This window comes from bacterium (genome assembly GCA_016703265.1).
Taxonomy (GTDB): Bacteria; Krumholzibacteriota; Krumholzibacteriia; order LZORAL124-64-63; family LZORAL124-64-63; genus CAINDZ01.
Genome location: JADJCK010000001.1, coordinates 767202 through 792244, shown reverse-complemented (window position 1 = coordinate 792244; position 25043 = coordinate 767202). Strand labels below are relative to the sequence as shown.

Here is a 25043-nt window from a genome sequence, read left to right as displayed (position 1 = left end):
TGGCTGCGCGTCGGGGCCACTCCTCCAGCGGGGGCTCCCGATCACTTCAACAGGACCATTCTCTTCGAACGCGTGCCGCTCGTGTGCTCGACGCGCGCGAAGTACACCCCCGAGGCAGCGGCCACGCCGCGCTGGTCGCGGCCGTCCCATGCAGCGCGATACGCTCCCGCTGCGCAGTCTTCGTTGTCGACGAGCGTCGTGATGCGCGCGCCGCGCGCGTCGCAGATCACCACGCTCACCGTGCCGCGAGACGGCACTGTGTAGCTCACCGTCGTGCTCGGGTTGAACGGGTTGGGGTAGTTGGAAACCGAGAGCACATACGACACCGGCGTCCCGCCCGCACCCGAGGGCGCGTTGGTCATCGCCGGCTTGCCTTCGTTGCCGGAGTAGTCCGTCGCGGTGACGAAATAGAACGCATAGGGCGACGCAGTCACGTCCATCGCCGGCGCCACGCTGTAATCCACCACCGTCGCCGACCCGAACGCATCCGTACCGGAGCCGTACACGGTGAAGAAATCGAAGTCCGCAACCGGAGACTCGTCCCAGGAGAGCTGGCCCGACGCGTACACAAAGTTCTGCGGGATGCTCGGCGCGAGATTGTCGAGTGAGTAGCCGCTGTCGGCGGGCGAATCATGAAACGTAACCATGCTCCCGGTTGCGGCGCGGATGAAGAATTGTGATCGATATTGCCCCAGCGTAACCGTCGAGTCGCCGATGGTGGGGACATCGATTCCATAGCCGTTGGTGCCGTGCGCGTGGATCCAGCCCACTTCAGTCCACCCGAGGTCTAGGGGTTCGCGCGTGGGCAGGGTGGTGGAATTCCCCCTGGGGGCGGCGGCCGGGCCCGCGGCGTCACGACGGTAGGCCTCGTACCTTTCAATCGGCTCCCCGGCCTCTGCCTGGTCGTGCCCGGAACGCGCGAACGTGATCTTCACCCGCCGGCCCTGGTCGTTGGGGATGTCCTCGATGGCGGAGATGACGGGTTCCGAGGGAAGCACCGAGTATCGGGCCAGAAATCCGTCGTCGGCGCCGGCGTGCGCGTAGGTGGGACCGCCGAAGCTCGCGCTGCCGGCGAAATATCCGGTCATGAAGAAGCCGCCGGTCGGGTCGAACGCCACCGCCAAACCGTTATCGGTGAGGTCACTTCCGTATGCGCCACTGAACAACGGATTCGCGTCCGCGTCGTAGCGCGCGACGAAGGCGTCGCTCCCCCCGCCACCGACCGGTCCTGTGCCAAGGTCGACGCCACCGTTGATGTACCCCGTCATGGCGATCGTTCCGGCCGGATCCACGGCGACGCTGTTCGCGATGTCGAAATTCGCTCCCCCGAAGCGCTTGCTCCACTGGTGAACTCCGGACGAGTTGTATTTGGCCAGGTAGATGTCCGCGATTCCCGCGCTCACGAGGGCTCCGCCGCCGAAGTCCGAGCTCAGCCGGAAAATGCCGCACGCATACACGTTGCCGGATGCGTCAGTGTCCACGCCATAGCCGTAGTCGTTGCTGGTCCCGCCGGCGCGGAAGCTCCACTGGTGCGTTCCGGAACTGTTGTATTTCGCCAGGAAGATGTCAGCGAGGCCGGCACTCGGCAGTGACGCACCGCCGAAGCCTACCGTCCCCGAGAAGGTTCCAGACACCAGGACGTTCGACGATGCGTCCACGTCGATGGTCCATCCCTGGTCGATGCCGGTGGACCCGTACCGGTTGCTCCACACGTGGGCGCCATCGGCGTATGCGTACTGGGCGACCACGATGTCGCTCGAGCCCGCGCTGACGAGGGGGCTCCCACCGAAGTTGACGGTGCCGGCGAAATAGCCGACGAGGACCACCTGGAGGGAAGGAGAGATGGCCACGTCACAGCCGACATCCGCGGAGGTGGAACCAAAGGCGCGGCTCCAGTAATGAACGCCGGAATTGTAGATGTAGCAGGCGAGAAAGGCATCAGTCGACCCCGCGCTCACGAGGTTCGAACCGCCGAAGCTGACGGTGCCGGCGAACTGGCCGGTGACAACGACGTAGGAGCCCTGGACTGAGATCCCGGCGCCGCGATCGTCGCCGGTGCTCCCGAACCGCTGGCTCCAGCGGTGGAGGCCGGCCGCGGTGTAGCTAGCCACGAAGATGTCGTTGCCGCCGGCGCTGGCCAGATTGCTGCCACCCAGGTTGATCGTGTTGCTGAAGTAGCCCGTGATGTACACGTTGCCAGATGGGTCGACGGCTACGGCCTGGCCCGCTTCTGCGCCGACCGAGCCGAAGGGCTTTCCCCACAAGTGGGCGGGCGACAGGGCGCGGGCGGTCCCCGGCGAGAGGCAGGGGAATAGAACGAAGGCGGTCAGGATGAACGCGACGGGGGAGTTGGGTCTCATGGTTGGGTCCTTTCCGAGCGGGCTTCAATCCACGATCATCACCGGTCGCACAACACACTGATGGTCCGCTTCGAGCCGGATGAAGTAGATTCCGGAGGGCAAGCGTGCACCACCATCCCGATCCAGACTCCAGAAGATGGTGCTTTCGCCCTGGGCGGTCGTTTCGCTGAACCGCCGCACCCTCCTGCCTCCGAGATCGAAAACGGAGATCGCCGCCGGGCGGCCGCCGGCGACGTGGAAACGGATCGCCAGCTCCGAGGCGACCGGATTGGGCGAGGGTGGCACGAGCGCCAGGTCTGCGGCCGACATGATCGCCACGCTGGAGGAGACCAGGCCAAGCGGCCCGAGGAAGCCGTGCCACAAGGTGCGGGCACCGCCCTCGCTGACCAACGCGACGGGATCGCCGACGATGATGACGCCGCTGATGGTCCGATCGCCGACCCGGCCGGGCGCCGATGAACGCGGAGCGCCGCAGCTCTATCGCCAGCGCACTTTTCGCGGCGACGAGGCTGCCGAGCACCGCAAGGGCGGCCAGTATGCGCATTCTGGTTCCCATAATCGCCCGGCACCCACATCGCCTGCATCGTCGCGGCATGAACCGTCGGCATGGGGGACAGCGTGATGCCCGGAGCATTGACATAGACCCAGCACGTGTACGTGTGCGGCCCCGCCGGTGCAGGCACGACCGTTGTGTGCGCGTAGGGCCATGAGCGGTACTCCAAGATCCCGGTCTGGACCTGTTCCTGGAAGTACGGCGGCGGCGTGCCTTCGCCAAGCGAGAACTGGACGGAGACCGCGTCGGGATGCGTGAAATCGCCCTCCTGCCACCAGCCGGCGGTACTCAGCCAGACGAACCCCGCAGCCGGGGCGTTCAGGGTGACGGTGCTCACGGGGACCCACGTGAGTTCGGCTGGTATGGTTACCCCGGGAAATCCGTGGCGAAGGCGATGCCCGGCGGTGGCGTCGCGTTCGCCGACAGAGCGCGGACTGCGTAAGGCACGGCGCCGACGTGGACGCGAGGTTCGAGTTCCAGAGCACCGTCCACGGCCACACCGACCCACATGGCGTCGTGCGCCTGGAAGAGATTCTCTTCAACATTCAGTTCCAGGTGGAAGACGCCTTGTTCGACGAGGACCGATTCGGACTGATTGTGCAGCTGGGAGCCACCGACAGGTGCGTCCCAGAGCGCAACGGATACCTGGTGCCAGCCGGAAAGGGGTGAACTGCCGTCCATCAGCTGCCCGGAGTACGGAACGTTGACGATCGCGGCCGTTGCCGAAATAGCCAGGCAGCTGATCCACAATGCCAGGTTGCACAGCAGGAATCGCATGAGCCGTCCCCCTCTGCTGAAGAAAAGCATTGGTCACTTGCAGTCAGCCTATCGCGCCTGCATCGCCAACTTCCGCCGCTGAGGTTCCCAGAAGCGCAGGTATCGGGTGGCGCGACTTCGCGGTGAACGGCCACGAAATCGACGCTGATCAGCTGCCATCAACGGCTGTGCGCTGCTGCCTCCCGCAGGGACCATCCACCACCTGGGTCACTCGCGATAAACGATGCAGAAACGTTAACCCACTCGGGTGAAGCCAGTTGATGGACTCGAAAGGGTGAAGCGGCGGTCAAGAATTGCGCAAATCATACCGTATTTGGGAGTTGGGAATCAACACAATTTCGATGCTTTTATCCGAATAATGGCCCTACCGACCTCGCAAAGACAGGAACCTGCTTCGCATTCGAGAGGGCCTCATTTCGAGAGTGGTCGGTGAGGGAGCCCCCTGATTGACCGCAGCACGGCGGAATCCGCGAAGGTCCATGGTGCCCCGATCGGGAACCCCAAGCGGTCGCCGCCGGACTTGGGGCGGGGATGCCGGGCAGAACCGCCATGTCTACCGGTTCCAGGGATCGATCCGGCCGCGCCTTCACCGCGTGGCCCGGGCGAGCCGCTACTTCCGCGACAACTCCCTGAGCAGTTCCCGGCTGCGGCGCACCATCTCATGGCCTGGGTCATAGGCGGCCTCGAGCTCCCGCGCGGCCGCGACCAGCAGCGATTCCGCCTCGGCCCGGCGTCCCTGGCGCAGCCGGCAGGCGCCCACGCCGAGGCGCGCCTCGGCCAGCGGCGCGGCCCCGAGGTGGGGGTTGGCCTCCAGCGTCGCCAGCGCCGTGGTCAGCAGGCTGTCGGCGCGGGCGAATTGTCCGCGGTCCAGCAGCAGCCAGCCCAGGCCCTTCGTGCTGAGGGCGATGTCGGGCGCAGCGGCGCCCTGCATGCGGATGCGGTCGGCGATGACCTTCTCGAACTGCGCCTGCGCTTCGGCCAGCCGACCGGCGCGGTGCAGCACGACCGCGATGTTGTTTTCCACGCGCAGAGTGCCGGTGTTGTCAGGCCCGATCGTGGCCGCCAGCACATCGCGGGCCTGGACGAACCAACCGGCGGCCTCATCGTAGTGCCCGCGCGAATAGGCCAGCGTGCCGAGCGCGTTGTAGCAACGGCCCAACTCGAGATGGGGCCCGGCAAGGGCGGTGCGGTTCACCTCCGCCGCCTCGACCAGAAGGGAGCGGGCCTCGTCAAGGCGGCCCTCGTCGCGCAGGAGCGTGCCCAGGCCCGTCAATGTGCCGGCGATATCGATGTGCCCCTGCGGGTAGAGCCCACGCCGGATCGCCAGCGCCCGCCGGTAGTGCGCCTCCGCCGCGGCGGCATTCCCGAGGTCCTCCAGCACCGCTGCGCGGTTGTGGAAGCTGGTGGCCACGTCCGGGTGCGCGTCGCCGTGCAGGCTGCGGCGCAGGACCAGGGCCTGCTCGTGCAGCGTGTCCGCCTCGGCGGATCGTCCGGCGCGGTACAGGCACACGGCCAGGTTGTTCAGGTCGGTGGCCACGGCGGCGTCGGCCGGGCCCAGCAGCGCGCGGTCGATATCCAGGACCTCGCGGTACATGGCCTCGCCCCGCTCGGCTTCGCCGGTCTGGCTGAGCACGCCGGCCAGGTTGGCCAGCGACCCGGCGGTGACGCGGTGCCGCCGGCCGTGCACGCGCTCGTGGATGGCCAGGGCGCGGGCATGCAGGGCGCCGGCGTCCTCGAAGCGGCCGAGTTCGTAGACGACACCGCCCAGCGCGTCGGCCACGCGGCCCACCTCCGGCGAATCGCGGCCATGGGCCTGCTCGGCCTGGCGCAGCGCGGCGCTGAGCACGGTGTCGGCATCGGCCAGAGCGCCGACCTGCCGGAGCAGTTCGCCCACGGTGACCAGCAGCTCGGCGCGCAACTCCGGCTGGGCGGCACGTTCTGTCCGCAACTCGCGGCTGCCGCGCAGCAGCAGCTCGCGGGCGGTGACGTCGCGGCCTCGCGTGGTGGCCGGGTCGGCGGCGGCGAACAGGTCCAGCAGGAAGGTGTGAACCTGCTCGGCGCGGGCGGTTTCACGCGCGGCCCGCCGCGCCTGCCAGGCGGTGGCCAGCAGGCCGGCCAGCAACGCCGCGACCACCAGCCCTGCGCCGGTCACGGCGACCCGGTTGCGCCGGGCGAACTTCGCCAGCAGGTAGCGGCGTGTGGGCGCCCGCGCGCGGATGGGCTCGCCGGCCTCGGCCCGCCGCAGGTCGTCCAGCATCGCGTCGACCGCCGGGTAGCGCCGCGCGGGATCCTTGGCCAGGCAGCAACCGACAATATTCTGCAGGTCGCCGCCGAGCAGGCGGTTCCGGCCCCAGGGTGGCATCACGCCGGTCACGGCGCCGGCACTGCCCCCGCACCGCCTGCACGCGACCTGAGGGCGGCACGCGTCAGCGGTTCGGGGTCGGCCTCGGCCACCGCGCGCATCACCAGATGCTCCGGCGTGGTCGCGTCACCGTGCGGCGAGCGACCGCAGAGCAGCTCGTAGAGGATGGCTCCCAGCGCGTAGACATCGGTCGCGGTCGTAATCGCCGCCCCGGTGACCTGCTCGGGCGCCGCGTAGCGCGGCGTGAACGGGCGCGGTCCGGCCAGCGTCAGGTCGGGCGATTCGGGGCCTTCGCCGAGCAGCTTGGCGATGCCGAAGTCCAGCAGCTTCACGCGCGCCATCGGGCTCGACCAGGATGTTCGACGGCTTCAGGTCGCGGTGCACCACCAGGTGGCGGTGGGCGTGGGCGACAGCGGCGGCGACTTCGCGGATGAGCGCCAGCCGCGTGCGCAGGTCCGCGCCTTGCTCGTGGCACCAGGCCGTCAGCGGCATCCCATCGACGAGCTCCATCGCGAACCAGGGTGTACCGGCCGGCGTGACACCGCCGTCGAGCAGCCGCGCGATGCCCGGATGTGACAGGCGGGCGAGGATCGCGCGCTCCTGCTCGAAGCGCGCCGCGAGCGCGCCGCCGGCGCCCCCGATCGCCAGCACTTTGATCGCCGCGTGCTGCGCGAAGCCGCCGTCGCTTCGCTGCGCGGCGTAGACAACGCCCATGCCTCCGGCTCCCAGGCGCTGGCCCAGCCGCCAGGCGCCCAGGAGCGCGCCCTCACCCGGTTCGTCCACCGCGGCGCCTGCGCCGCCGCCGCCCGGCAGCGCCGCGTCCGCCTCGGTCAGGAGAGGCTGCGCCCAGGCGAACAGCGGTTCGTCGAGGATGGAGCCGGGTTGCCCGTCTGCGGCCAGAAGCGCGCGCAGTTCGGCCGCCAGCGCGGGTGCGATCGGTTCCAGTTCGGCCAGGGCCGCGTCGCGCGCGGGGCCGTCCAGCAGGAGCAGCGCGTCGAGCTGTCGCAGGAGCCGGTCGCGGTGCTCAGGGTCATCCGGCAAGAGGTTCACGGCAGGTCGCCGTCCGGTTCGCGCGCGTTTGTCCGGGTCAGCGCGCGGTTCAGGACGGCACGCGCGCGGCGCCAGTCGCGCTCGATGGTGCGCTCGGACACGCCCAGCAGTTCGGCGACCTCGGTCGCGGTCAACCCGCCGAAGTAGCGCAGCTCGACCACCTCGGCCAGGCGGGGCTCGAGCGATTGCAGGTGATCCAGCGCCTGGTCCAGGGCCAGCAGCAGTTCGATGCGCGACTCTACGGCCGGCTCGTGGCCGGTCAGGCCGGTGTGGTCGGCACCGAGCCCACGGCGCGCGGCCCGGCGGCGCCGTGCACCGTCGCGCAGCAGGTGCCGCATCGCCAGGCTGGCCACCGCGAAGAAGTGCCGGCGATCCTGGAACGTCGCCGGTTGGGCGCCGAAGACCCGGAGGAACGCTTCGTGCACGACCGCGGTGGTGCTGAGGGTGGGGCTGGCCCCTTCGCCGTAGCGGTGGCGCCGCGCGATCAGGCGCAATTCGTCGTAAACCAGGGGCAGGAGCGCCTCCAGCGCCGCCCCGTCGCCCGCACGGGCCTCGTGCAAGAGCCTGGTAATCCCGGGAATCTGGTCCATGACCGCCCTCCGTCGGCATTGCCGCCGGAATCGAGTCTAACGCCGCGGGCGCGGGCGGTACAATCTCCGACTGAAAAACCATGATTTTTGGTGTCGGGTTCGCCCGGTCGCCTGCGTTTACCCCTGCAGAGGGCTCGACCGGACAGCGAGCCGCCCGTGGTTCCAACCGGGAGTAAGTCGACATGAATCGATCCCGCCGCTACCCCGCTGGGTTTGCCGCCCTGACGCTCGTTGCCCTGCTGGCTGGCATCCTGAACCCCGCGCCGTCGACGGCGCAGGGCTCGGCCGCCGTGCCAGATTCTTCGGATCCGGTCCGGGAGGTCGCGATGCCCACCGATGCGATCCCGTCCACGGTCGATCCCGCCCTGGCCGCGTGGCGCGGTCAGGTGCTGCCGGCGATCCGCGACTTCCTGGCGGCCGAACGCACCGAGTTGGCCGCCCTGGCCGCGAACGAAGTCTCGCCGATCGGGGCTGCACAGCAGCGCGCGGCGGCCGCGCGCCTGGAGGAGCGAAAGCTGCGCGGCGAGCATCGCGTCCTGTCGCTGCAGGCGGACTGGGCCCGGCAATGGGGCCGGCAGGAACTCGCCCAGCGGCTGCTGGTCCGGCTGCAGGCGCTCGAGGCCGCCTGCCCGGCTCTGGCAGACGCGGCGAGCGAGGCCGGAGGCACGGCAGAGGTGGCGCGATGACCACGCAAAGATACCACATCCTGACCGCCGCCTTAGTGCTGGCGGCAGCGCTGATTGCTACCGCCCGCGCGGACCTCGGGCCGCCGGTCACCGTGACGCTGGTCGGGCCGTCGCGACCGGCCGAAGCAGGGCAGCGCTTCGACGACACGGCGCGCTTCACGGCGGCGCGCGACCTCGTGCTCAGCGCCGTCGAGATCGGAACAGATCCGGCGTGGTCCGTCGTGTCGCTGGTCGATCCCGGGCCGGTGCCGCTGGCGGCCGGCCAGCACATCGACGTACCGTTCGCGGTCATCGCCAATGACCCGGACGCGGCGCCGCTGACGTTCGCCTTCCGGTTCGACGACCTGCCGGCCACGGCCGACATCAGCCTGTCCCCGCTGGCCTTCGCAGAGGGGACGGTGGCGCACGCGACGGGCGCCGTGGATCCCGACGGCGCGGCCGCGGCGCTGGCAATGCCCGCGGGGGCCGATCTGCCGCGGCCAGGGCCGTCCCCAGGCACGGGAGAGAGCGGGCCGCCGGACGCCGCCGCCGGCACTCCGGACAAGGCGGGACGCTGGATCACCGTCCACGGCCGGTTCTTCTACCAGCGTCCCGACCTGGTGCTCGACGGCGCCGACGGCATGACCGCCGAGGTGTACGCCGACGGCCTCAAACGCGCGGCGGTCGTGACCGCTCCGGACGGCAGCTACAGCGCCACGTTCTTCTGGGTGCCGGCGACGTTCTGGCAGGACCTCAACCCGGACCTGCGGGTGGAGTTCGTCTCCGACAGCGCGAAGGTGCAGACGCGCAATGCCGCCGGATTCGTGCTGCGCTGGTTCACGCCGACCTGGCCGAACTTCGCCGGTAGCGACCTGGACGTGGGGTGGCAGAAGCCTAAAGACGCGGCCCAGCATGTCTACATCCACGGCCACACCACCTTGACGCGCACCTGGCGCTGGGTCCTGCTGGAGACCGGCGTCGACTGGCTGAAGGTCAACCTGTGGCGCGCTGCGAATAATGGTGATGCCTACTACTCGCCCGGGAAGAACATCTTCATGGGCACCGATCGCATGTGGCAGGAGATCACGGTTGTCCACGAGGCCGGCCACCACTTCCTGGAGTGGCATGCCGACGGCGTCATGGGGCCGAACCAGTACTGCAACGACGTGTGCGACGGCACCAAGAACTGCGGCCACTGCACGTGGTGCGTGGAAGACGCCGAGGACGCCTGGAACGAGGGCTTCCCAACCTGGATGGGCACCATGGTCGGGCGTATCCTGCCCGCCATGTACGGCGTGCAGCCGTATTCGATGCTGAGCTTCGAGTACCTGCAGCTGTGCGGCGACAACTCGCCGGCCACCTTCGACGATCCCTGGCGCAACGAGGGGCCGTTCGTCTCGCTGTTGTGGGACATCATCGACGCCAACAACGAGGACGACACGCTCACACCCGCGACCACCGGCTGGAGCGACCGGCTGACCCTGGACACAAGCGCGATCTGGGACGTGGTCTGGGGTGACGCGCCGCTGACGCCGCAGGACTTCATCACCGGCTTCCTGGGCAACAACGGCTCGTTGCGCGAGGACTTCTGGGAAACCGCGCGCAACAACGGCTACGAGATCGACACGCAGGAGCCGCCGGTGCCGTTCCTGCTGTCGTCGACCAGCCATGTGCACAACGTGCCTTCGACCGACGGCACGGTCGACCTGTACTGGCTGGGCGCGCCGGACGATGCGTCGGGCATCGCCGGGTACGGGCTGCGCATGACCCAGGGCGCACCCGCGCCGCCGCCGTATTACACGACCTGTGGTGACGTCAACACGTTGACGACGGCCAATCTCGCTCCGGGCGCCTGGTGGTTCACGCTGCGGGCCCTGGACCGCGCCGGCCACTGGAGCGGCGGCTACGCGACCTACGGCCCCATCGTTGTCGCCGAGCCAGCGACGGTCGAGGTCGCCACCTTCGCGCCGCCCGGCTGGCCGCTACAACTGGTGCCCGGGCCGGTGCCCTATGGCGGCCTCCCCGTTCCGCCCCCGGCGGCGCTCCTGGGCGGCGCCGACACCTGGTGGAACCTCGGCATCATCAACCGCGGCAGCGATTCGACCACCGGCGACGTGCAACTGGACTTGCGGGTCGACGGCAGCACGGTCGATTCGGCGCTGATCACGGCCGCAGCCCCGCTGCGTGCCGGCGCCACCGCGTCCTTCACCGACCTCGGGCCTCTCGTCGTAAAGGGCGGCCGCCACACGTTCGGCACTTGGCTCGACGCCGGCGAAACCATGGCGGAGCCCGACGAGACCGACAACCACTGGGCGTGGCAGTGGTTGTGGACGCCGGCCGAACTGGTGGTCGCTCCGACCGCGGACCAGGGCGTGCCACCGCCGGTCACCGGCGGCTGGGAGAACCTGGCCGGCGGTGCCGCCGGTTTCAACGTCGACGCCTTCCGGCTGCGCGTGCCCGCCGGCTCCTTCCATGCCCTGAGCCTGTTCGCGGCGGACGCCGCCGCCGACTTCGACCTGCAACTGCATGCGCCTTCGGACGACCCGCAATCCGGGCTCGATACCTGGCTGGCCGCATCGGGACGCCTGGCCGGCCAGCTTGACGCCGTGCTCGTGCGGTCCGGCGCATCCGAGATGGTCGCTGACGCCGCGGTGCTCAACTACAGCGGCCACGAAGCGCCCGCCCGGTTGTCCCACGTAGCGGCCGGGCCGTACCTCGTCGGTGACGACGTCGCGGTGTCCTTCGCCGCCGACGAGATGCTCAAGCTCGGCGTCCTGACGGTGGCTCCCGGCCAGGAAGGGCCGCTGACGCTGCGGCTGTCCGGTGATCCCGCCGACGGTGCGCTCAGTCTGGCCTGGTTTGGCGCCGCCGCGACATACACCAACCTGGACGGCTGGGCTGCCTATGCGCGGACGGGCGACGGCGGTTCCGCGCGCCTTGATGTCCTGGCGGAGATACCCGGAGAATACTGCTTCGCGCTCTACCGGCACCCGGTCGCCGGTCGGCAGCCGCGCGCCGCCGCGTTCCGCGCGGCGCCGGCGCTGCCGGACCCGGCGCCGCTGGCGGGTGCCGGCTGGTTCGCGCCGGTCGTGCCGCGCGCGCAGCCGGACGGCCTGCCGGGCGACGTCCCGCCGCCGGCAGAGCTCTTCGCCGCCCCGGCGCCCACCTGGTTCAACGCCGCGTCCGTCAATAACGGTGCCGTGGCCTATCCGCCGAACCCGTGTTCGCTGCGCGTCGACGGCGCCGAAGTGCTGTCGCTGACCATGCCGGCTCTTGCTCCCGGCGAGGCGGCGCTGCTCAATGCAACAACGCCGGTGCCGGTGGCCGGTGGCAGGCACACGGCGGGAATGCTCATCGACCCGACCGGCGTTGTGGCCGAAGAGGATGACGGTAACAACGGCTGGGCCAGTCAGTGGGTGTGGTCGCCGGAACCGCTCGCAGCGGGCGGTGCCGCGGTTGTCACCTACCCGCCGAACCCTTGCGGCGGCTGGGAGGCGATAGGCGAGCCCGGTGCGGCCGGCCTGGCCTTCAACTGCGCCGGCTTCCGCTTCGGCGGCCCACCCGACGGTCCCACGCGCGCCGGCCAGTGGGCCGGCCTGGCGGCGATGCCGGCGGCGGGTGACGACTGCGATGTGGCGCTGCACGAGGCGTCCACGGGTGCGCTGGACGGATTCCTGGGCACGCACGTGCTGTCGGCCCTTTCTGCCGACGAATGCGATTTCGTGTTGGTCAACTACGACCGGACCGCGCCGCGCGCTTTCGATGCCGGCGTCCGCCGCTACGACGGCACCGCCCCGGCGCTGGTCGTCTCGGCCGCCTCGACGTTCCTGGGCAATGACCCCGTCGGACCTTCTACGGCCTTCAGCCTGCCCGCCGTGCAGGGCCTGGCGCTGCACGAAGTGTGGCTGTCGTCCGGTGTCTGGGGCCTTCGGCTGGAAAACCTCGACGGCCAGGTGGACTACGGCCTGTCCGTGCACCCCGGCGATCTGCCATTCGGATCGCGGTCGCATGTCCTTGACGGCGGATCGGCGTGGACGGCCGGTCCCGGACAGGACGAAGACCTCGTGGTCACCGTCGAGGAAGCGCGCCACCTGTGCGTGGCGGTCTGGAAGCGCACGCAGGCCGACTGGGCGATGGGCGGCAGCTACCGCCTGGTGCTGACGGCCGGCGTGACGCCTACCGCAGGCGACGCGGCACCGGTGGTCACACGCGTGGATAACGCGCGTCCGAATCCCTTCAACCCGCGGGTGACGGTCGACTTCACGGTGGGCAGTGCCGGTCGCGTGGAATTCGCGGTCTTCGATGTGCTGGGCCGTCGCGTGCGACGGCTGGTCGCGGCCGATCTGGGCGCCGGTTCCCATCAGGTGGTGTGGGACGGGCTGGACGACGTGGGCCGACCCGTGGCCAGCGGGACTTACCTGCTGAGGCTGGACGGACCGGACGGCGTCAGCGCACGGCGACGCGTGACGATGCTGAAATGACACGGGCGCGGCACCGTCGATACGCAAGAAGCGCCATCGGCGGCGGGCCGCGATGGCACGCGGCGGCAGCCTGGTCGCGGCCCGTTCGACCGAGCGCTGTGCGATGGAATTCATGCGCGACATGCTGTTCGACGGCCGGACGCTGCGGGTGCTGACGGTGATCGATGTGTTCACGCGGGAGTGCCTGGCGCTCGACGCGAGCTAGAGCTTCAGCGGCGGTGATGTGGCCGAAGTGCTGGATCATCTGATCGCCAGCCACGGCAAGCCTGAGTCGATCCAATGCGACCAGGGAACAGAGTTCACGTCGATGGCCATGGACCTGTGGGCATACGCAGACAATATCGGTCTGCAGTTCAGTCGGCCGGGAACCCCGGGCGACAACGCCCGCAACGAGGCATTCAAAGGCTTGGTTCGGCGTGAGTGCTTAACGCACCATTACTTTTTGAATCTCGCGGAAGCTGCGGCAGTGCTACACTCGTGGAGGGAGGACTACAACAACGTGCGCCCCACGGCAGCTTGGGGAAGATCCCGCCGGCCCAATACCGGGCCAGCTGGAAACAACTGAACGACCCGGCAAGGGCTCGAAAATGTTAGCTGATCTGGTCCAAGGTTGGGGGCAAGCGCCATCCTTGCGCAGGTAGTGCTTCTCGACGTCCATCAGCGCGTTGAACCGCACGCGAATGTCGTGGAGCAGGGGCTGGGGGTCCGCGCCCTCGGGAAGCGCCTGCAACTCCTCGAAGAACCCCTCCAGCTGGGAAACCGCCCAGGCCAAAGCCTTGTTCTCCTTCTGGAACACGTCGACGGGGTGGCCGGCGGGGACGTCCTTGTCCCCGCCATCGTCGATCGCGCCCCGCAGGGCCTGGGTGTGGATGTCGCAGAGCTTCAGCACCTCTTCGGCGGGAAGGCCCTCGTTGATGAGCTCCTGCTCGACCTCGACGACCTCGTCGTACGGGACCCTTCCCAGCAGGCGCACGAGCTGGGGACGCACGGCGTCCGGCGCATCGCCCTCGTGCAGCTAAAGGATCATGTGCTTCAGCAGGTCCTTCCGTTTTCTCTGGTCATAAAGCGTTTCACTCATGGCTCGTCCTTTCCGGCAGATCATGGCCCAGCTTCAGGGACCACCCCGTCTTCAGCCCGGCTACGAAGTACGCGAGGGCCAGCACGCCCACGGCGAAGATCGTGTCGCCGATCACCCGCAGCCAGCGCAGGGTCTGCATGTAGTCCTGCTGCATGAACTCGGCCGAGCGGGCGTACCAGAGGCCGTGCTTGACGCTGGCCAGGGTCTGGGCCAGGCCTACCGGCAACACGCTGATCAGCACCATCAGCAGCAGGCCGATGTTGATGGCCCAGAAAGCGAAGCGGATCACGCCGTCCTTCCAGATCCGGCGCGCCGCCAGGCCCTTCAGCACGAAAAGCATCAGCCCGATGCCGAGCATGCCGTACACGCCGAACAGCGCCGTGTGGCCGTGCACCGGCGTGGTGTTCAGCCCCTGCATGTAGTACAGCGCGATGGGCGGGTTGATGAGGAATCCGAAGATGCCCGCGCCGACCAGGTTCCAGAACGCCACCGCGACGAAGCAGTAGATGGGCCACTTGTAGGCCCTGAGGCACTCGGTGGCCTTGCTGATCTTCAGGTTGTGATAGGCCTCGAAGCCCAGCAGCACCAGCGGGACCACTTCCAGCGCGGAGAACGTCGCGCCCAGGGCGAGGACCGCCGTCGGCGTTCCGGTGAAGTACAGGTGGTGGAAGGTGCCGATAATGCCGCCGGCCAGGAACACGTTGGTGGAGAACAGGGCGGCGGCGGTGGCCAGCCGTACGCGCAGCAGGCCCAGGCGCACGAAGAGGAAAGCGATGACCACGGTGGCGAAGACCTCGAAGAAGCCCTCGACCCACAGGTGCACCACCCACCAGCGCCAGTACTCGGCCATGGCCAGGTTGGTCTGGCGGCCCCACATCAGGCCGGCACCGTAGAATCCGGCGATGGCCACGCACGAGATGACGAGCATGGTCAGCAGGGAGCGGTTCTCGTCGTTCCTGCGCAGGGCGGGCAGCAGGGCGCGCACCATCAGCACCAGCCACAGCAGCAGTCCCACCAGTAGCAGGATCTGCCACAGGCGGCCGAGGTCGACGTACTCGTAGCCCTGGTGGCCGAACCAGAAGTTCTCCACCAGGCCCAGCTTCTGCATCACGCCCAGCCACTGGCCGGTCAGCGAGCCGCCGACCACGACGATCAGCGCGCCGAAGAGCACGTTCACGCCCAGGCGCTGGAAACGCGGCTCGTGTCCGGAGACGGCCGGGCCGATGAACAGGCCGGTCGCGAGCCACGAGGTGGCGATCCAGAAGATGCCCAGCTGCACGTGCCAGGTGCGGGCCACGCTGTAGGGCAGGATGTTGTCCAGGCTCAGGCCGTAGAAGCCCGCGCCCTCGACGCCGAAGTGGGCGGTGACCACGCCGGCGATGATCTGCACGACGAACAGGGCGCAGACGATCCAGAAGTACTTGAGGGTGGCCTGCATGGAGGGAGTGGGCTGGAGGGCCGTCAAGGGATCCGAGCCCGGCAGGGTGGTCGGGTCGAGTTCGTCCTCGCGGTTGGCAGCGTAGTACCAGCCGAGGGCGGCGATGCCGGCCAGCAGCAGGATCACCGAGAAGCCCGTCCACAGGATCAGGGCGCCGGTGGGGCGGTTGCCCACCGTGGCGTCGGGCGGCCAGTTGTTGGAGTAGGTCACTTCCGACCCGGGGCGCTCGGTGACGCAGGCCCAGGCAGCCCAGAAGAAGAACGCCGTCAGGTCGTCCAGCCGGCCGGCTCCTTCGACGGTGGGCGTACGCATGGCGTACGACTCGCGCAGATCCGCCCGCGCCGCGTCGTCGCCGAACAGCCCGCGGTAATGGTCGGCCACGGCGGCCATGGCCGCCGCCCGTTCGGCCGAGACGACCAGGTCGCGGTCTGCGGATCGTAGGTGTTACTCCGCAGCAGCCCCTGCAGCCGGGCCTCGAGGGCTGCCTGCTCTTCGGGACCGAGCGCAGCGAATTCGCGGCTGAAGTCCTCGCGCGCCCACTGGTCGCGGATATGCACGGCCTCGCGGTGCAGCCAGTCCGCCGACCAGTCCGGCGCCACGTAGGCGCCATGGCCCCAGACTGAGCCGAGTTCCTGGCCGCCGGTGGACTGCCAGACGTTCTGCCCGTCGCGGATATCGTCGCCGGTGAACAGCACGCGGCCATCGGTGGTGACGATCCTGTCGGGTACGGGTGGCGCCTGCCGGTAGATCTCGCGACCAAACCAGCCCAGCACCGCGAACGAAACGACCACCACGATGGCGAAGGTCAACCAGAGCTTGCGGTATGCCATGACGTCGTCCCTTTCCTTTCGGTATTACGCCCAGCCCTGGGCGGCAGCGAGAGATCGGCCTCGAGCCTGGCGGCGCGGGGGTGGAGGATGTTGTTCTCCTTGTGGATGTGTTCGTGCAGGTCGCGTTCGATGGTAGCGAGCCCGTCGAGCAGGGCCGCGAAGGTGGCGCAGCCGTCCTGGGGCACGGTGTAGTCGTCGGTCAACTGGCGCATCAGGCCCAGCGCGACGCCGGCGCTGTCGTGCTCACGCTCCATGACACCGATGGGGTTACCCACCGAGCCGCAATGGGCGGTGCCGGCCCGCCGGGTCGCTTCCATCTCTTGGATCAGGGGGAAAAGCACCTGCTCCTCCTTCGCGAGATGCGCCTCGAGTTCGGCACGCAGGGCGCCGTAGACCTGGGCCAGGTCCGCAAGCTCGGGGTGATTCTCCCCGTGGGCGTTCCTGACCTTGGCCAGGAGGTCCGCGATCCGCGGGAGTTCGCGCTTCATGAACGCGTGGTGGGTCTGCACGATATGCGTGGTGAGCTTTGTCAGGCTGGCCGCCCGCCAATCGGTCGTCTCCGGACCGCTTCCGGCGGCGTTCCGGTCGGCCGCAACGAGGGCGGCCACCACCTCATCAGCTGTGCAGCCTGCTATTCGGCATGCTTCCGCCAGGGGCGTCTTGCCTCCGCAACAGTAGTCGATGCCGTAGGTCTCAAAGACCCTGGTCCGGTGGATCGCTTCCGCAGCGAGATCGCCTACGGTGCGTTCGATCGAGATCTCCATGCCTTGCCCTCCTGTCGGGTTGCCGCCTTCGGCATACCGGAATTAAACCGGGACATACGTGTACAAGATAAAATACTTACATAAACCTGGACGTCAAGGTATAAATAAACTACATTGGACGGCGAGAGGTGAAGAGTCATGATGATCTCCCAGACGACGGAATACGCCCTGCGCGCAGTGGTTTGGCTTGCTCGCCAGCCCGATGAGTTGCAAGGCACGAAGAAGATTTCGGAGGCCATCCAGGTGCCGAGCGGCTACCTGTCCAAGGTACTCCAGAAACTCACCCGCGCCGGTCTGGTGATTTCGAGTCCGGGACGAGGCGGGGGATTTCGCCTGGCACGGAAATCCGAGGATATCCGTGTCCTCGACGTGGTCAACGCGGTGGACCCTCTGCAGAGGATCCAATCGTGTCCGTTGGGTCTGGCAAGTCACGGTTCGAACCTGTGCGCGCTGCACCGGAAGCTGGATGACGATTTGGCCCGCACCGAGAAGGCGTTCGCGTCCACGACCATCTCGGACCTGCTCGATAACAAGGGCGGTACGCAACCGCTCTGCGAATCTTGAGACGTGGCTGTTGGCCACGGCCGGCGGTATGGCATGAAGAGAACGGCAGCGTGAACCAAGAAATGGAAACTGTGGAGCAGATCATTGCGGCGGATAGGTTTCTTGCTGACGGGAATTCTGGTGACATTCGCCGGCGGTGCCTTCGCGCACTGCGACTCGATGACCTGTGCCTACCAATAATTCAATTCGAAAGGGCGGGTTGCCGGTCAGCAGCGGGCACCGGGGCCGGTAGATTTCCTACCAGACGGCCACGGCGGAGCCGCGCAGAGCGGCCTGTGGAACCCCGAAAAGGCGGACCACCATCGGCCCAACTCGTTGCCCCACAATGCGCAAGCGGATGGCTGGGGGACTTCCCAGGGCACGACGCGAGTCGGGGCCGAAACGGACCACCGGGCACACAGGAAGGCCCCCGGGGCCCCCCCAAGGCTCCAATTGATATCAGGCATGCGATTGGGGATTGAATCCCTCCGATGATGAATGCTAGAATTCATAGTGCATCGATCGGGATTACGACTGCAACCGGGAGGCCCCCATGCGCCGCATGCTGCTGTCTTTTGCACTCGCTGTTCTGTGTGCCGCACCTGTTTCCGCCCAAATCCTCAACGGCGACTTCACGACTTCGCTGGCGTCCTGGACCACGTCCTCCACGGGGCCGACGGTGTCCCATCATCCCTCCAACGGCAACCCCGGGGGCGCGGCGTACATCTTTTACAACTGGGGCGGCGGCGGCGCCTCCCTCGAACAGGCATTTACCTGCGGATCCTCGCACGGCACGAGTTCCTGCGCCGTCACGCTGGACTATCAATACTACGTGTTGGGCGGTGCCGCGGTTCAGGTCACCATCGAGATCGACAACACAGTTGCCTACTCTGCAACCCATGCCGCGGAGAACCCAGTCTGGCAGACCATTCCGCTGGCGGTGCCCTGCGGCAACCACGTTCTGGAGGCTGAGTGCGAACACCATCACCCTTGGCAGCTTCGGCAGTTGGAGCGTGTTCGTCGACAACGTGGCCGCCGAATGCACCGATGTCGTGGGCGAGGAGACTCAGACCTGGGGCGCGATCAAGGGGCTCTACAGGTGAGTTGTGCCGATCTGCCTCGGAATCGGTCGCCAATCAACGCCCGTTCTGGGAGCCGGTCAACTCCCGCTTGATGCCGGCTCGGGCCCCGGACGGCCGCCGTGCCGGTCAGCATCGTCTTCAGAGGAGGCCAACCATGCGTCGTCTCGAAACTGCGTGTATCATCCTCGTGCTGGGAGTGACACTTCCGGCAACCTCGCCAGCCCAGATCACGATTGTCGACGCTTTCTCCGCGATACCCAATGCGGTCTTCAACAACATCGTGCATGCGTCTCCGTGCGGCGCCCACTACCATGCCCCCTTCGTCATCGACACCGGCGGCGGCCACCTGGTCACGGTGTCCTATTACAGCGAAGTGGTTGAGGACAACTACCAGGTCGGTTGCATCAGCTTGGCTTCGTCGTCCTGGGACCACTATCGGTTGCCCAACGATTGGGCCGTCGATCCCGGGGATTACATCGGGGAATACATCTCCGAAGGGCTTCCCGACGGTGACCTGATCCTGAATTTCAGCGAACCGCTGACGGGATTCGGCAGCACGTCGATCATCGGGCCCTTCGCAACCAGTTTGCGCCCCAACGACGCGGATCGGTTTCTCGTGTACGACGGGCCGAACGGAACGGGAAACGTGCTCGCGGACGTGACGACGGCGGACATCATCCACTTAAGCCTGTTCGTCGACTTCAAGGGTGTGGTCTCGCCGACGCCGATCATCCGTTCCGTGCGCTACGTCAACGTCTTTGCCGGCGTCTCGGTCGATGGCTGGGCGATCGCCGCGGCTGCCCAGCCATCGGGCGTTACTGACCTGCAACCGGGCGTGACGGGGGCGCTGCTCACGCTTTCCCCGCCAACGCCCAGCCCATTCGGGAATTCGACACGCCTGGCGCTGGACCTGACTGCCGCCGGACACGTGCGGGTCGAAGTCTTCCAACTCGACGGGCGGCGGGTGCGCACGCTCATGGACGGCGAGGCGTCGGCGGGCGCGAACATGGTGGTCTGGGACGGGCGCGACGACCGGGGGCGGCGCGTATCGTCGGGGGTGTACCTCATCAACGTCTCGAGAGGCAGTGAGACCGCCTCTCGGAGGGTGACGTTCGTCCGCTGAGGCCATGGCTTCAGCCTGGAACCGTTAGCGGGGACCGGGGCCCGGCCTGCCGCATGGCACAAAACGGCCCCGAATCCGCGTCGACAGCTTAACGAAGCGTCGTGGTGCGTCCGCCGCCAACGAACCGATTCTCTGTCAAGGAGATCCGACATGAAGCGATCGTTCCCGAATCGTCCGGCGGCGCCCGCGCTGGCCGCCGCCTGCCTGGCCCTTCTGTTCCCGGTGGTCGCGCTGGCCGACGGGACCGGTGACCCCGTGGAGGGTCTCGTGCCGGGACCGCGGCCGCCGGAGATCGTCGCCACCGGCCAGCCCGACGCTTCGGCGCTCGCGTGGCGGGCCGAACTGAACGCGCGTCTGGCGGAGCTGTTCGCGGCCGAGCAAGGGCAGGTCGTGGCCTTGCGCGAGCGCCTGGCCCGCTCCCGCGACCATGCGGAGGCCCTTGCGCTGCAGGCCGCGATCGCCGCTGCGAAGGAACAGGCCGAGGGCGATTGCCTGCGGATCCAACTCGACGTCGCGCGCCGCGCCGGCTGGTCCGAGGCCGTCGCGGCGCTGGAAGCCGACCTTGAGGCCATGGCGACCATCGCCCCCGACGAGGCGCCCACGATGCCTGCGGCCGGTGAAAAGCCGTGAAGGCCCTTTGCGCCACACTGCTGTCGGCGCTGGTCCTGCTGGCCTGCGGACCACGCGAGGCCGGTGCGACGCTGTCGCGGCTCCCGGTGCGGTTCGAGCTGCGGCCCGATGCGAGCGGCGCCCTGGCCGGCCAGCCGTTCACGGCGGTGGTCGAGATCGAGTCCGCCGCACCGGTCGTGGTCGACGGCCTGCGCATCGTCGGCGACGGCTGGACGATCGTGAGCTTCGCGGCCCCGGCCACGTTCGCGCTGGTGCCGGGACGGCCTCTGCGCCTGTCGCTGACGGCCACGCCGGACGATCCCGGCCAGCCGCTGACGCTCCTGTGCGAAGTCGAGGGTCGCCGTGCGCGGCAGACGTGGCGCGTTTCGGCCGCCGCGATCGCCGCCGCAGAGCAGGCCAACCCGTTACGCGCCCATGACGGGCCGCTGCCTGCGGCCGGCGAAGGCGACCTGTCGCGTCCCGGCCCGGCCCCGCGGCCGGACGCCGTGGCCGTGGACTCCGGAAAAGCCGGCGCCGGCAAGGAGACGCCCGACAAGGCTGGCCGCACGATCACCGTGCGCGGCCGCTTCGTCTACGAGCGCCTGGACGCGCAGACGGTCGGCGCCTTCGGCGTCACCGCACACGTCTTCGACGACGACGGCCTGTTCGACCAGGAGTTGGCCACGACCACCACGGGAGCGGACGGCTCCTTCGAGGTCGACTTCTACTGGCAATCGCAGATTGGCGACGACCAGCCCGACCTGCGCGTCGAGTTCTGGTCGGAGAACGACCGCGTCAAGGTGCGCGACGACTGGCTGGGCGGGGCGACGCCGCCCAGCAAGTGGACCAGTACGATACGCAACGACTACGCGGGGACTCTGCTCGACCTGGGCACGACGCGGCCGTCCAACGACGACGACATGCCGGTGCTCCACATCCTGACCAACCTGACCCGCACCTGGAGCTACATCGACACTTACGCCGGGCGTGATGTGCCGCTCGTCACCGCGATCTATCCGACCGAACAGTGGCCGGCCTACAATCCGTTCTTTCACGACCTCTACATTCCCAGGGACTACGACCAGGATCCCGATCCGGACGCGGAGTTGCTCGTCGATTTCCAATGGCGCGACGCGACACATGTGCACGAATACGGGCACCACGTCATCAATACGCTTGGCCAGACCGTGACGCCGGACTACTGCAACGGCAACTGCGACGAGGAACTGGAAGGCTGGCCGTGGGAAATCGACTGCGGCCACTGCCTGACCTGCTCGGAGACCGATCACGACGCCTGGTCCGAAGGCTGGCCGAACTGGCTCGCCGACCTGTTGACGAGGCGCTTCGAAACGCTGTACGGGCTGCCCTCGCTGAATGCGAGGCCGCAGGAGGATCCGTTCGATTGCCTGGATTCCGCCGGTGACGCCTGCGACTGCAACGTGTTCACCACCGAAGGCTTCGTCGGCCTCCTGCTGCGCGATATCGAAGACGCCGACCAGGACGATCACGACCCGGCCGACGGCGTCGAGGATGTCATGATCGAGAGTCTCGACGAGATCTTCACCATCGCGCTGGTCGACGACGTGACGACGGTGCAGCAGTTCCTCGACCGCTTCCGGGCGCGGTGGCCCGAACGCACGACGCTCCTGTGGGAAACGGCCCGCAACGTCGGCTACGAGATCGACGTGGCGGCGCCCGGCGCGGTCGCCTCGCTGGCGTCGGTTTCGCACCCGCTGGTCGGCGACTCGCCGGACGCGACGCCCAAATTCACCTGGACGCCGGCCGTGGACGACGCGTCCGGGATCGCGGGCTACGCCATCTCCGTGGACCGCGACGCGCCGCGCGCTCCCGGGCTCTCGCTCGAAATCCCGGCGCTGCCCGCCTCCTACACGCACGGCACGCTGGCGCCGGGCACCTGGTACTTCACGATCCGCGCCATCGACCGCGCCGGGCGCCCCAGCACGCAGTTCGCCACCTACGGGCCCTTCGTCATCCGCGCCGCGGCGCCGGCCGACCTCCAGCCGACGACCACTCCCGGCTGGGCCGGACCCGTGGTGCCCAGGTCCGCTCCCGACGCGAACAACCTGAACGTGCCGGCGGCCACGGCGCTGACGGGCAATGCGCTGGCCACCTGGGTGAACCTGGCCGGGGTCAACGCGGGCGAGGCCGTCACGCCGGTGGGGTTCAGCACGCACGTGCTGGTCGACGGCGCGGTCGTGTTGTCGCCGCCGGCGATCCTGCCGATCGAGGGCGGGTCAACCTATTTCGGCTTGAACATGGGCCCCGTCACCGTCCGCGGCGGGCGGCACACGATGGGGGCCTTCCACGACGCCAACGAACTGGTCAACGAGACCGACGAGACAGACAACAGCTGGGCCGGACAGTGGGTCTGGTCCCCGTCCACCCTGGCGACGAACACCCTGGTCGCACGGCAGGCGCCGCCCGACCGCGACGGCGGCTGGGACGATCTGCCGCTCGGCGTGACGCGCATCTACAACTGCGACGGGCTGCGCTTCCTGAGCGACGGCTCCTTCACGGCCGTGTCGGCCTGGCCGCTGGTGATGACCGCCGACTACGACGTGCGCATCCACACACTGGCGGGAGGCACGACGGACGGCTTCCGCACCACGAACCTTCGCGCCTCCAGCCTGCGCCCGGCCGGCGCGCTGGATGCGGTCATCGTCAACCTCGCACAGGAGGGTTCGACGACGTGGGACGTCGGCGTCCTGAACGCCGGAACCGGCACATCCACCTACTCCGCCGTCAAGGTGACCAGCGGCGCGGTCGCGTTCGCGGCGCCCAGCGCGCTGACCATGGCGGCCGATCGTCTCCTCATGCTGCGCCACGTCGACCTGCTGACCGCCAACCTCGGGCAGGTCGCGATCAGCCTGGACATCGACCCCGCCCATGGCCGGCTGCAGGTGGCCTGGCTGACCCCGTCATCGCGCGTGGTCGGGCTCGACGACTTCGGGGCGACGGCCGTCACCGACGCCCTCGGTGACGCGCGCCTGCTGGTCAACGCCACGGCGACCGGCCGCTACGCCGTTGTCGTCTGGCGTGACCCCGGGGACCTGCCGGCCGGGCTCCCCGCCGCAGCGGCGCCGTTCACGCTGCGCATCGAAAGCACGCCGCCGGACCTCGCGGCAGCCACTCCGGTCGGCTGGCACGCGCCCTTGGTGCCACGACCCGGGCCCGACGGCACGCCGGCGGCAGTGCCCGCGCCGACCGCGCTCACCGGAGGCAACAGCACGTGGCTGCACGCCGGCGCGACGAACATCTCTCCGGCCGGCGCCCCTGCCTCCACCGTGGCGTTCCTGGTCGATGGCGCCACGGCCGCCACGACCTCGACCGGCACCCTGGCCGCCGGCGCAGCGGCCACGTGGACCGGGAGCGCCGCTCCGGCGGTCACGGTGCCGGGTGGCCGCCACACGCTGACGCTGCGTGCGGACGCAACCGGCGTCCTGGCCGAACTGACGGAGACGAACAACGTTTACGGCGAGCAATGGTCCTGGCGCGCGTCCACGCTGTCCTTCTCCACGCCCGTTTCCCTGGCCGTACCTCCGGTCCGCACGGCCGGATGGAGCGAGGTCACCACGGGCGAGGCCCTGTACTTCAACTGCCTCGGGCTGCGAGTGCCGGCGCCGGCAATCGTGGGGGAGAACGGCTGGTGGACGGGCATCGCGGTGATGCCGGAAACCGAGGGCGATATCGACGTCCGCCTGCACGAAATCCTCGATTCCACGAAGCAGGACTTCCGCGCGAATCTCGTCACGTCGCTGGCCGGCGGCGGCGGCGAGATCGATTTCGTGCTCGTCAACTACCGCCGCACGACGCCGCGCGCGCTCAACGCCGGAGTGCTGCGTGACGAGGCGGGCGGCGCGCAACCGTGCGCGATCCAGGCCGTCGCCTCGCAGCACGCGGGAACCGACCCGCGGCACATCACGGCCAGCCTCGCCGCAGGCCGGTTCCTGGCTCTCCACGAAATGACGTTGTCGTCCGGTCATTGGCAATTCGCGCTGCAGGCCGGCACGGCGCCGGTGGACTGGGGCTTCAGCCTGCACGACGGCGCCGGGACCTACGCCGACCGCGCGAAGGTCGTGGACAGCGCCGCGGCCTGGCTCAATCCCGAGGGAGGGGATGAGGCGTTCGATGTACACGTCACGCAGCCCGGCACGTACGTGCTGGCCGTCTGGCGCGCATCCTCCCGAAACCAGGACCGCGACGCGAGCTACCGGGTGACGACCACGTGGGCGGCCAGTGCGACGGGGCCGGACCTGCCGACGCCGGTGGCGACCACGGTGACTTCGGTGCGGCCCAACCCGTTCAATCCCAAAACGACGATCGCCTATGATCTGGCCGAACCGGGGCCGATCCGACTGGCGGTGTACAGTGCGCGGGGCGAACTGGTTCGGATCCTGGTCGACGGGCAGAGTACGGCGGGAAGCCATGCCGCGAGCTGGGATGGCCGCGACGAGGCCGGTCGACGCTGCGCCAGCGGCGTCTACTACGCCCGGCTCAAAGCGGGCGGCATCCATTCGACGCGCAAGATGTCGCTGGTGCAGTAGTGTCGCCGGTGCAGGATTTGGGTTCGAGCCGGCGCAATATCCAGATTGCGATTGACTCGGATAACGCGGAGATCTGCAAGTGACTGGCGTTCCCCGCCCTGCTCAACGTTGCGGAAGGGCGGGAGATCATTTGACGAGCACGGATTCGAAGCAAGACGATTTGGTGATCACTT

17 protein-coding genes and 1 pseudogene are annotated in these 25043 nt (G+C 68.5%); 9 read left to right on the top strand and 9 right to left on the bottom strand.

The annotated features are described in order from the left end of the window. Window positions 1-41 precede the first annotated feature (41 nt). From IPG61_03590 to IPG61_03565, 6 genes are all read right to left on the bottom strand, one after another. A complete protein-coding gene (locus IPG61_03590) occupies window positions 42-2360 on the bottom strand; it encodes a T9SS type A sorting domain-containing protein (GenBank protein MBK6733161.1) in 2319 nt (772 codons plus the stop codon). Between the two features lie 24 nt (window positions 2361-2384). Beyond that, window positions 2385-2750: a T9SS type A sorting domain-containing protein gene (locus tag IPG61_03585; GenBank protein ID MBK6733160.1), complete on the bottom strand. Its 366-nt coding sequence runs from the start codon at window positions 2748-2750 to the stop codon at window positions 2385-2387. Between the two features lie 529 nt (window positions 2751-3279). Then, the gene (locus tag IPG61_03580) at window positions 3280-3690 is read right to left on the bottom strand and encodes a hypothetical protein (protein ID MBK6733159.1); all 411 of its coding nucleotides are present in this window, start codon (window positions 3688-3690) and stop codon (window positions 3280-3282) included. A gap of 610 nt (window positions 3691-4300) precedes the next feature. Continuing rightward, complete coding sequence (locus tag IPG61_03575; GenBank protein MBK6733158.1) at window positions 4301-6064, bottom strand: tetratricopeptide repeat protein; 1764 nt, start codon at window positions 6062-6064, stop codon at window positions 4301-4303. 114 nt (window positions 6065-6178) lie between these two features. Beyond that, window positions 6179-7102: a protein kinase gene (locus tag IPG61_03570; protein ID MBK6733157.1), complete on the bottom strand. Its 924-nt coding sequence runs from the start codon at window positions 7100-7102 to the stop codon at window positions 6179-6181. Next, window positions 7099-7692 (bottom strand): sigma-70 family RNA polymerase sigma factor, encoded by a 594-nt coding sequence (locus IPG61_03565; protein MBK6733156.1) that lies wholly within the window; start codon window positions 7690-7692, stop codon window positions 7099-7101. Before IPG61_03565 ends, IPG61_03570 begins: the two co-directional genes overlap by 4 nt. Window positions 7693-7874: 182 nt before the next feature. On the opposite strand from IPG61_03565, the gene IPG61_03560 reads away from it, so the two are divergent. From IPG61_03560 to IPG61_03545, 4 genes are read left to right on the top strand one after another with little or no spacing between them, the layout of a single operon-like run. After that, window positions 7875-8378 (top strand): hypothetical protein, encoded by a 504-nt coding sequence (locus tag IPG61_03560; GenBank protein ID MBK6733155.1) that lies wholly within the window; start codon window positions 7875-7877, stop codon window positions 8376-8378. Continuing rightward, a complete protein-coding gene (locus tag IPG61_03555) occupies window positions 8375-12838 on the top strand; it encodes a hypothetical protein (protein MBK6733154.1) in 4464 nt (1487 codons plus the stop codon). Before IPG61_03560 ends, IPG61_03555 begins: the two co-directional genes overlap by 4 nt. A 52-nt stretch (window positions 12839-12890) precedes the next feature. Beyond that, a complete protein-coding gene (locus IPG61_03550) occupies window positions 12891-13043 on the top strand; it encodes a hypothetical protein (protein MBK6733153.1) in 153 nt (50 codons plus the stop codon). 18 nt (window positions 13044-13061) lie between these two features. Then, window positions 13062-13403 carry a transposase family protein gene (locus IPG61_03545; GenBank protein MBK6733152.1) on the top strand — a complete coding sequence of 114 codons (342 nt, stop codon included), beginning with the start codon at window positions 13062-13064 and terminating at the stop codon, window positions 13401-13403. Here the strand turns inward: IPG61_03545 and IPG61_03540 are convergent. The 3 genes and pseudogenes from IPG61_03540 to ric form a co-directional block, all read right to left on the bottom strand. Then, window positions 13308-13826, bottom strand: a complete 519-nt coding sequence (locus tag IPG61_03540; GenBank protein ID MBK6733151.1) for a DUF438 domain-containing protein — start codon at window positions 13824-13826, stop codon at window positions 13308-13310. The two genes, IPG61_03545 and IPG61_03540, sit on opposite strands and share 96 nt — an antisense overlap. An 82-nt stretch (window positions 13827-13908) precedes the next feature. Continuing rightward, window positions 13909-16184: pseudogene (locus IPG61_03535) on the bottom strand (nitric-oxide reductase large subunit). Then, the gene (gene ric, locus IPG61_03530) at window positions 16160-16948 is read right to left on the bottom strand and encodes an iron-sulfur cluster repair di-iron protein (GenBank protein MBK6733150.1); all 789 of its coding nucleotides are present in this window, start codon (window positions 16946-16948) and stop codon (window positions 16160-16162) included. The pseudogene IPG61_03535 and the gene ric overlap by 25 nt, the downstream one beginning before the upstream one ends. A 141-nt stretch (window positions 16949-17089) precedes the next feature. On the opposite strand from ric, the gene IPG61_03525 reads away from it, so the two are divergent. From IPG61_03525 to IPG61_03505, 5 genes are all read left to right on the top strand, one after another. Next, window positions 17090-17512, top strand: coding sequence for an Rrf2 family transcriptional regulator (locus tag IPG61_03525; GenBank protein MBK6733149.1), 423 nt, complete (start codon window positions 17090-17092; stop codon window positions 17510-17512). A gap of 532 nt (window positions 17513-18044) precedes the next feature. After that, window positions 18045-18665 carry a hypothetical protein gene (locus tag IPG61_03520; GenBank protein ID MBK6733148.1) on the top strand — a complete coding sequence of 207 codons (621 nt, stop codon included), beginning with the start codon at window positions 18045-18047 and terminating at the stop codon, window positions 18663-18665. Between the two features lie 62 nt (window positions 18666-18727). Beyond that, complete coding sequence (locus tag IPG61_03515) at window positions 18728-19696, top strand: hypothetical protein (protein ID MBK6733147.1); 969 nt, start codon at window positions 18728-18730, stop codon at window positions 19694-19696. Window positions 19697-19846: 150 nt separating this feature from the next. Further along, window positions 19847-20326 carry a hypothetical protein gene (locus tag IPG61_03510; protein MBK6733146.1) on the top strand — a complete coding sequence of 160 codons (480 nt, stop codon included), beginning with the start codon at window positions 19847-19849 and terminating at the stop codon, window positions 20324-20326. Next, the gene (locus IPG61_03505) at window positions 20323-24870 is read left to right on the top strand and encodes a hypothetical protein (protein ID MBK6733145.1); all 4548 of its coding nucleotides are present in this window, start codon (window positions 20323-20325) and stop codon (window positions 24868-24870) included. The genes IPG61_03510 and IPG61_03505 overlap by 4 nt, the downstream gene beginning before the upstream one ends. Window positions 24871-25043: the final 173 nt, after the last annotated feature.

What these genes read in the sequence shown, in the direction of transcription:
- IPG61_03560 (MBK6733155.1), top strand. Translation starts at nt 7,875, where the DNA reads ATGAATCGATCCCGCCGCTACCCCGCTGGGTTTGCCGCCCTGACGCTC.
- IPG61_03555 (MBK6733154.1), top strand. Translation starts at nt 8,375, where the DNA reads ATGACCACGCAAAGATACCACATCCTGACCGCCGCCTTAGTGCTGGCG.
- IPG61_03550 (MBK6733153.1), top strand. Translation starts at nt 12,891, where the DNA reads ATGGCACGCGGCGGCAGCCTGGTCGCGGCCCGTTCGACCGAGCGCTGT.
- IPG61_03520 (MBK6733148.1), top strand. Translation starts at nt 18,045, where the DNA reads ATGCGCCGCATGCTGCTGTCTTTTGCACTCGCTGTTCTGTGTGCCGCA.
- IPG61_03590 (MBK6733161.1), bottom strand. Translation starts at nt 2,360, where the DNA reads ATGAGACCCAACTCCCCCGTCGCGTTCATCCTGACCGCCTTCGTTCTA.
- IPG61_03565 (MBK6733156.1), bottom strand. Translation starts at nt 7,692, where the DNA reads ATGGACCAGATTCCCGGGATTACCAGGCTCTTGCACGAGGCCCGTGCG.
- ric (MBK6733150.1), bottom strand. Translation starts at nt 16,948, where the DNA reads ATGGAGATCTCGATCGAACGCACCGTAGGCGATCTCGCTGCGGAAGCG.
- IPG61_03510 (MBK6733146.1), top strand. Translation starts at nt 19,847, where the DNA reads ATGAAGCGATCGTTCCCGAATCGTCCGGCGGCGCCCGCGCTGGCCGCC.
- IPG61_03580 (MBK6733159.1), bottom strand. Translation starts at nt 3,690, where the DNA reads ATGCGATTCCTGCTGTGCAACCTGGCATTGTGGATCAGCTGCCTGGCT.
- IPG61_03525 (MBK6733149.1), top strand. Translation starts at nt 17,090, where the DNA reads ATGATCTCCCAGACGACGGAATACGCCCTGCGCGCAGTGGTTTGGCTT.
- IPG61_03515 (MBK6733147.1), top strand. Translation starts at nt 18,728, where the DNA reads ATGCGTCGTCTCGAAACTGCGTGTATCATCCTCGTGCTGGGAGTGACA.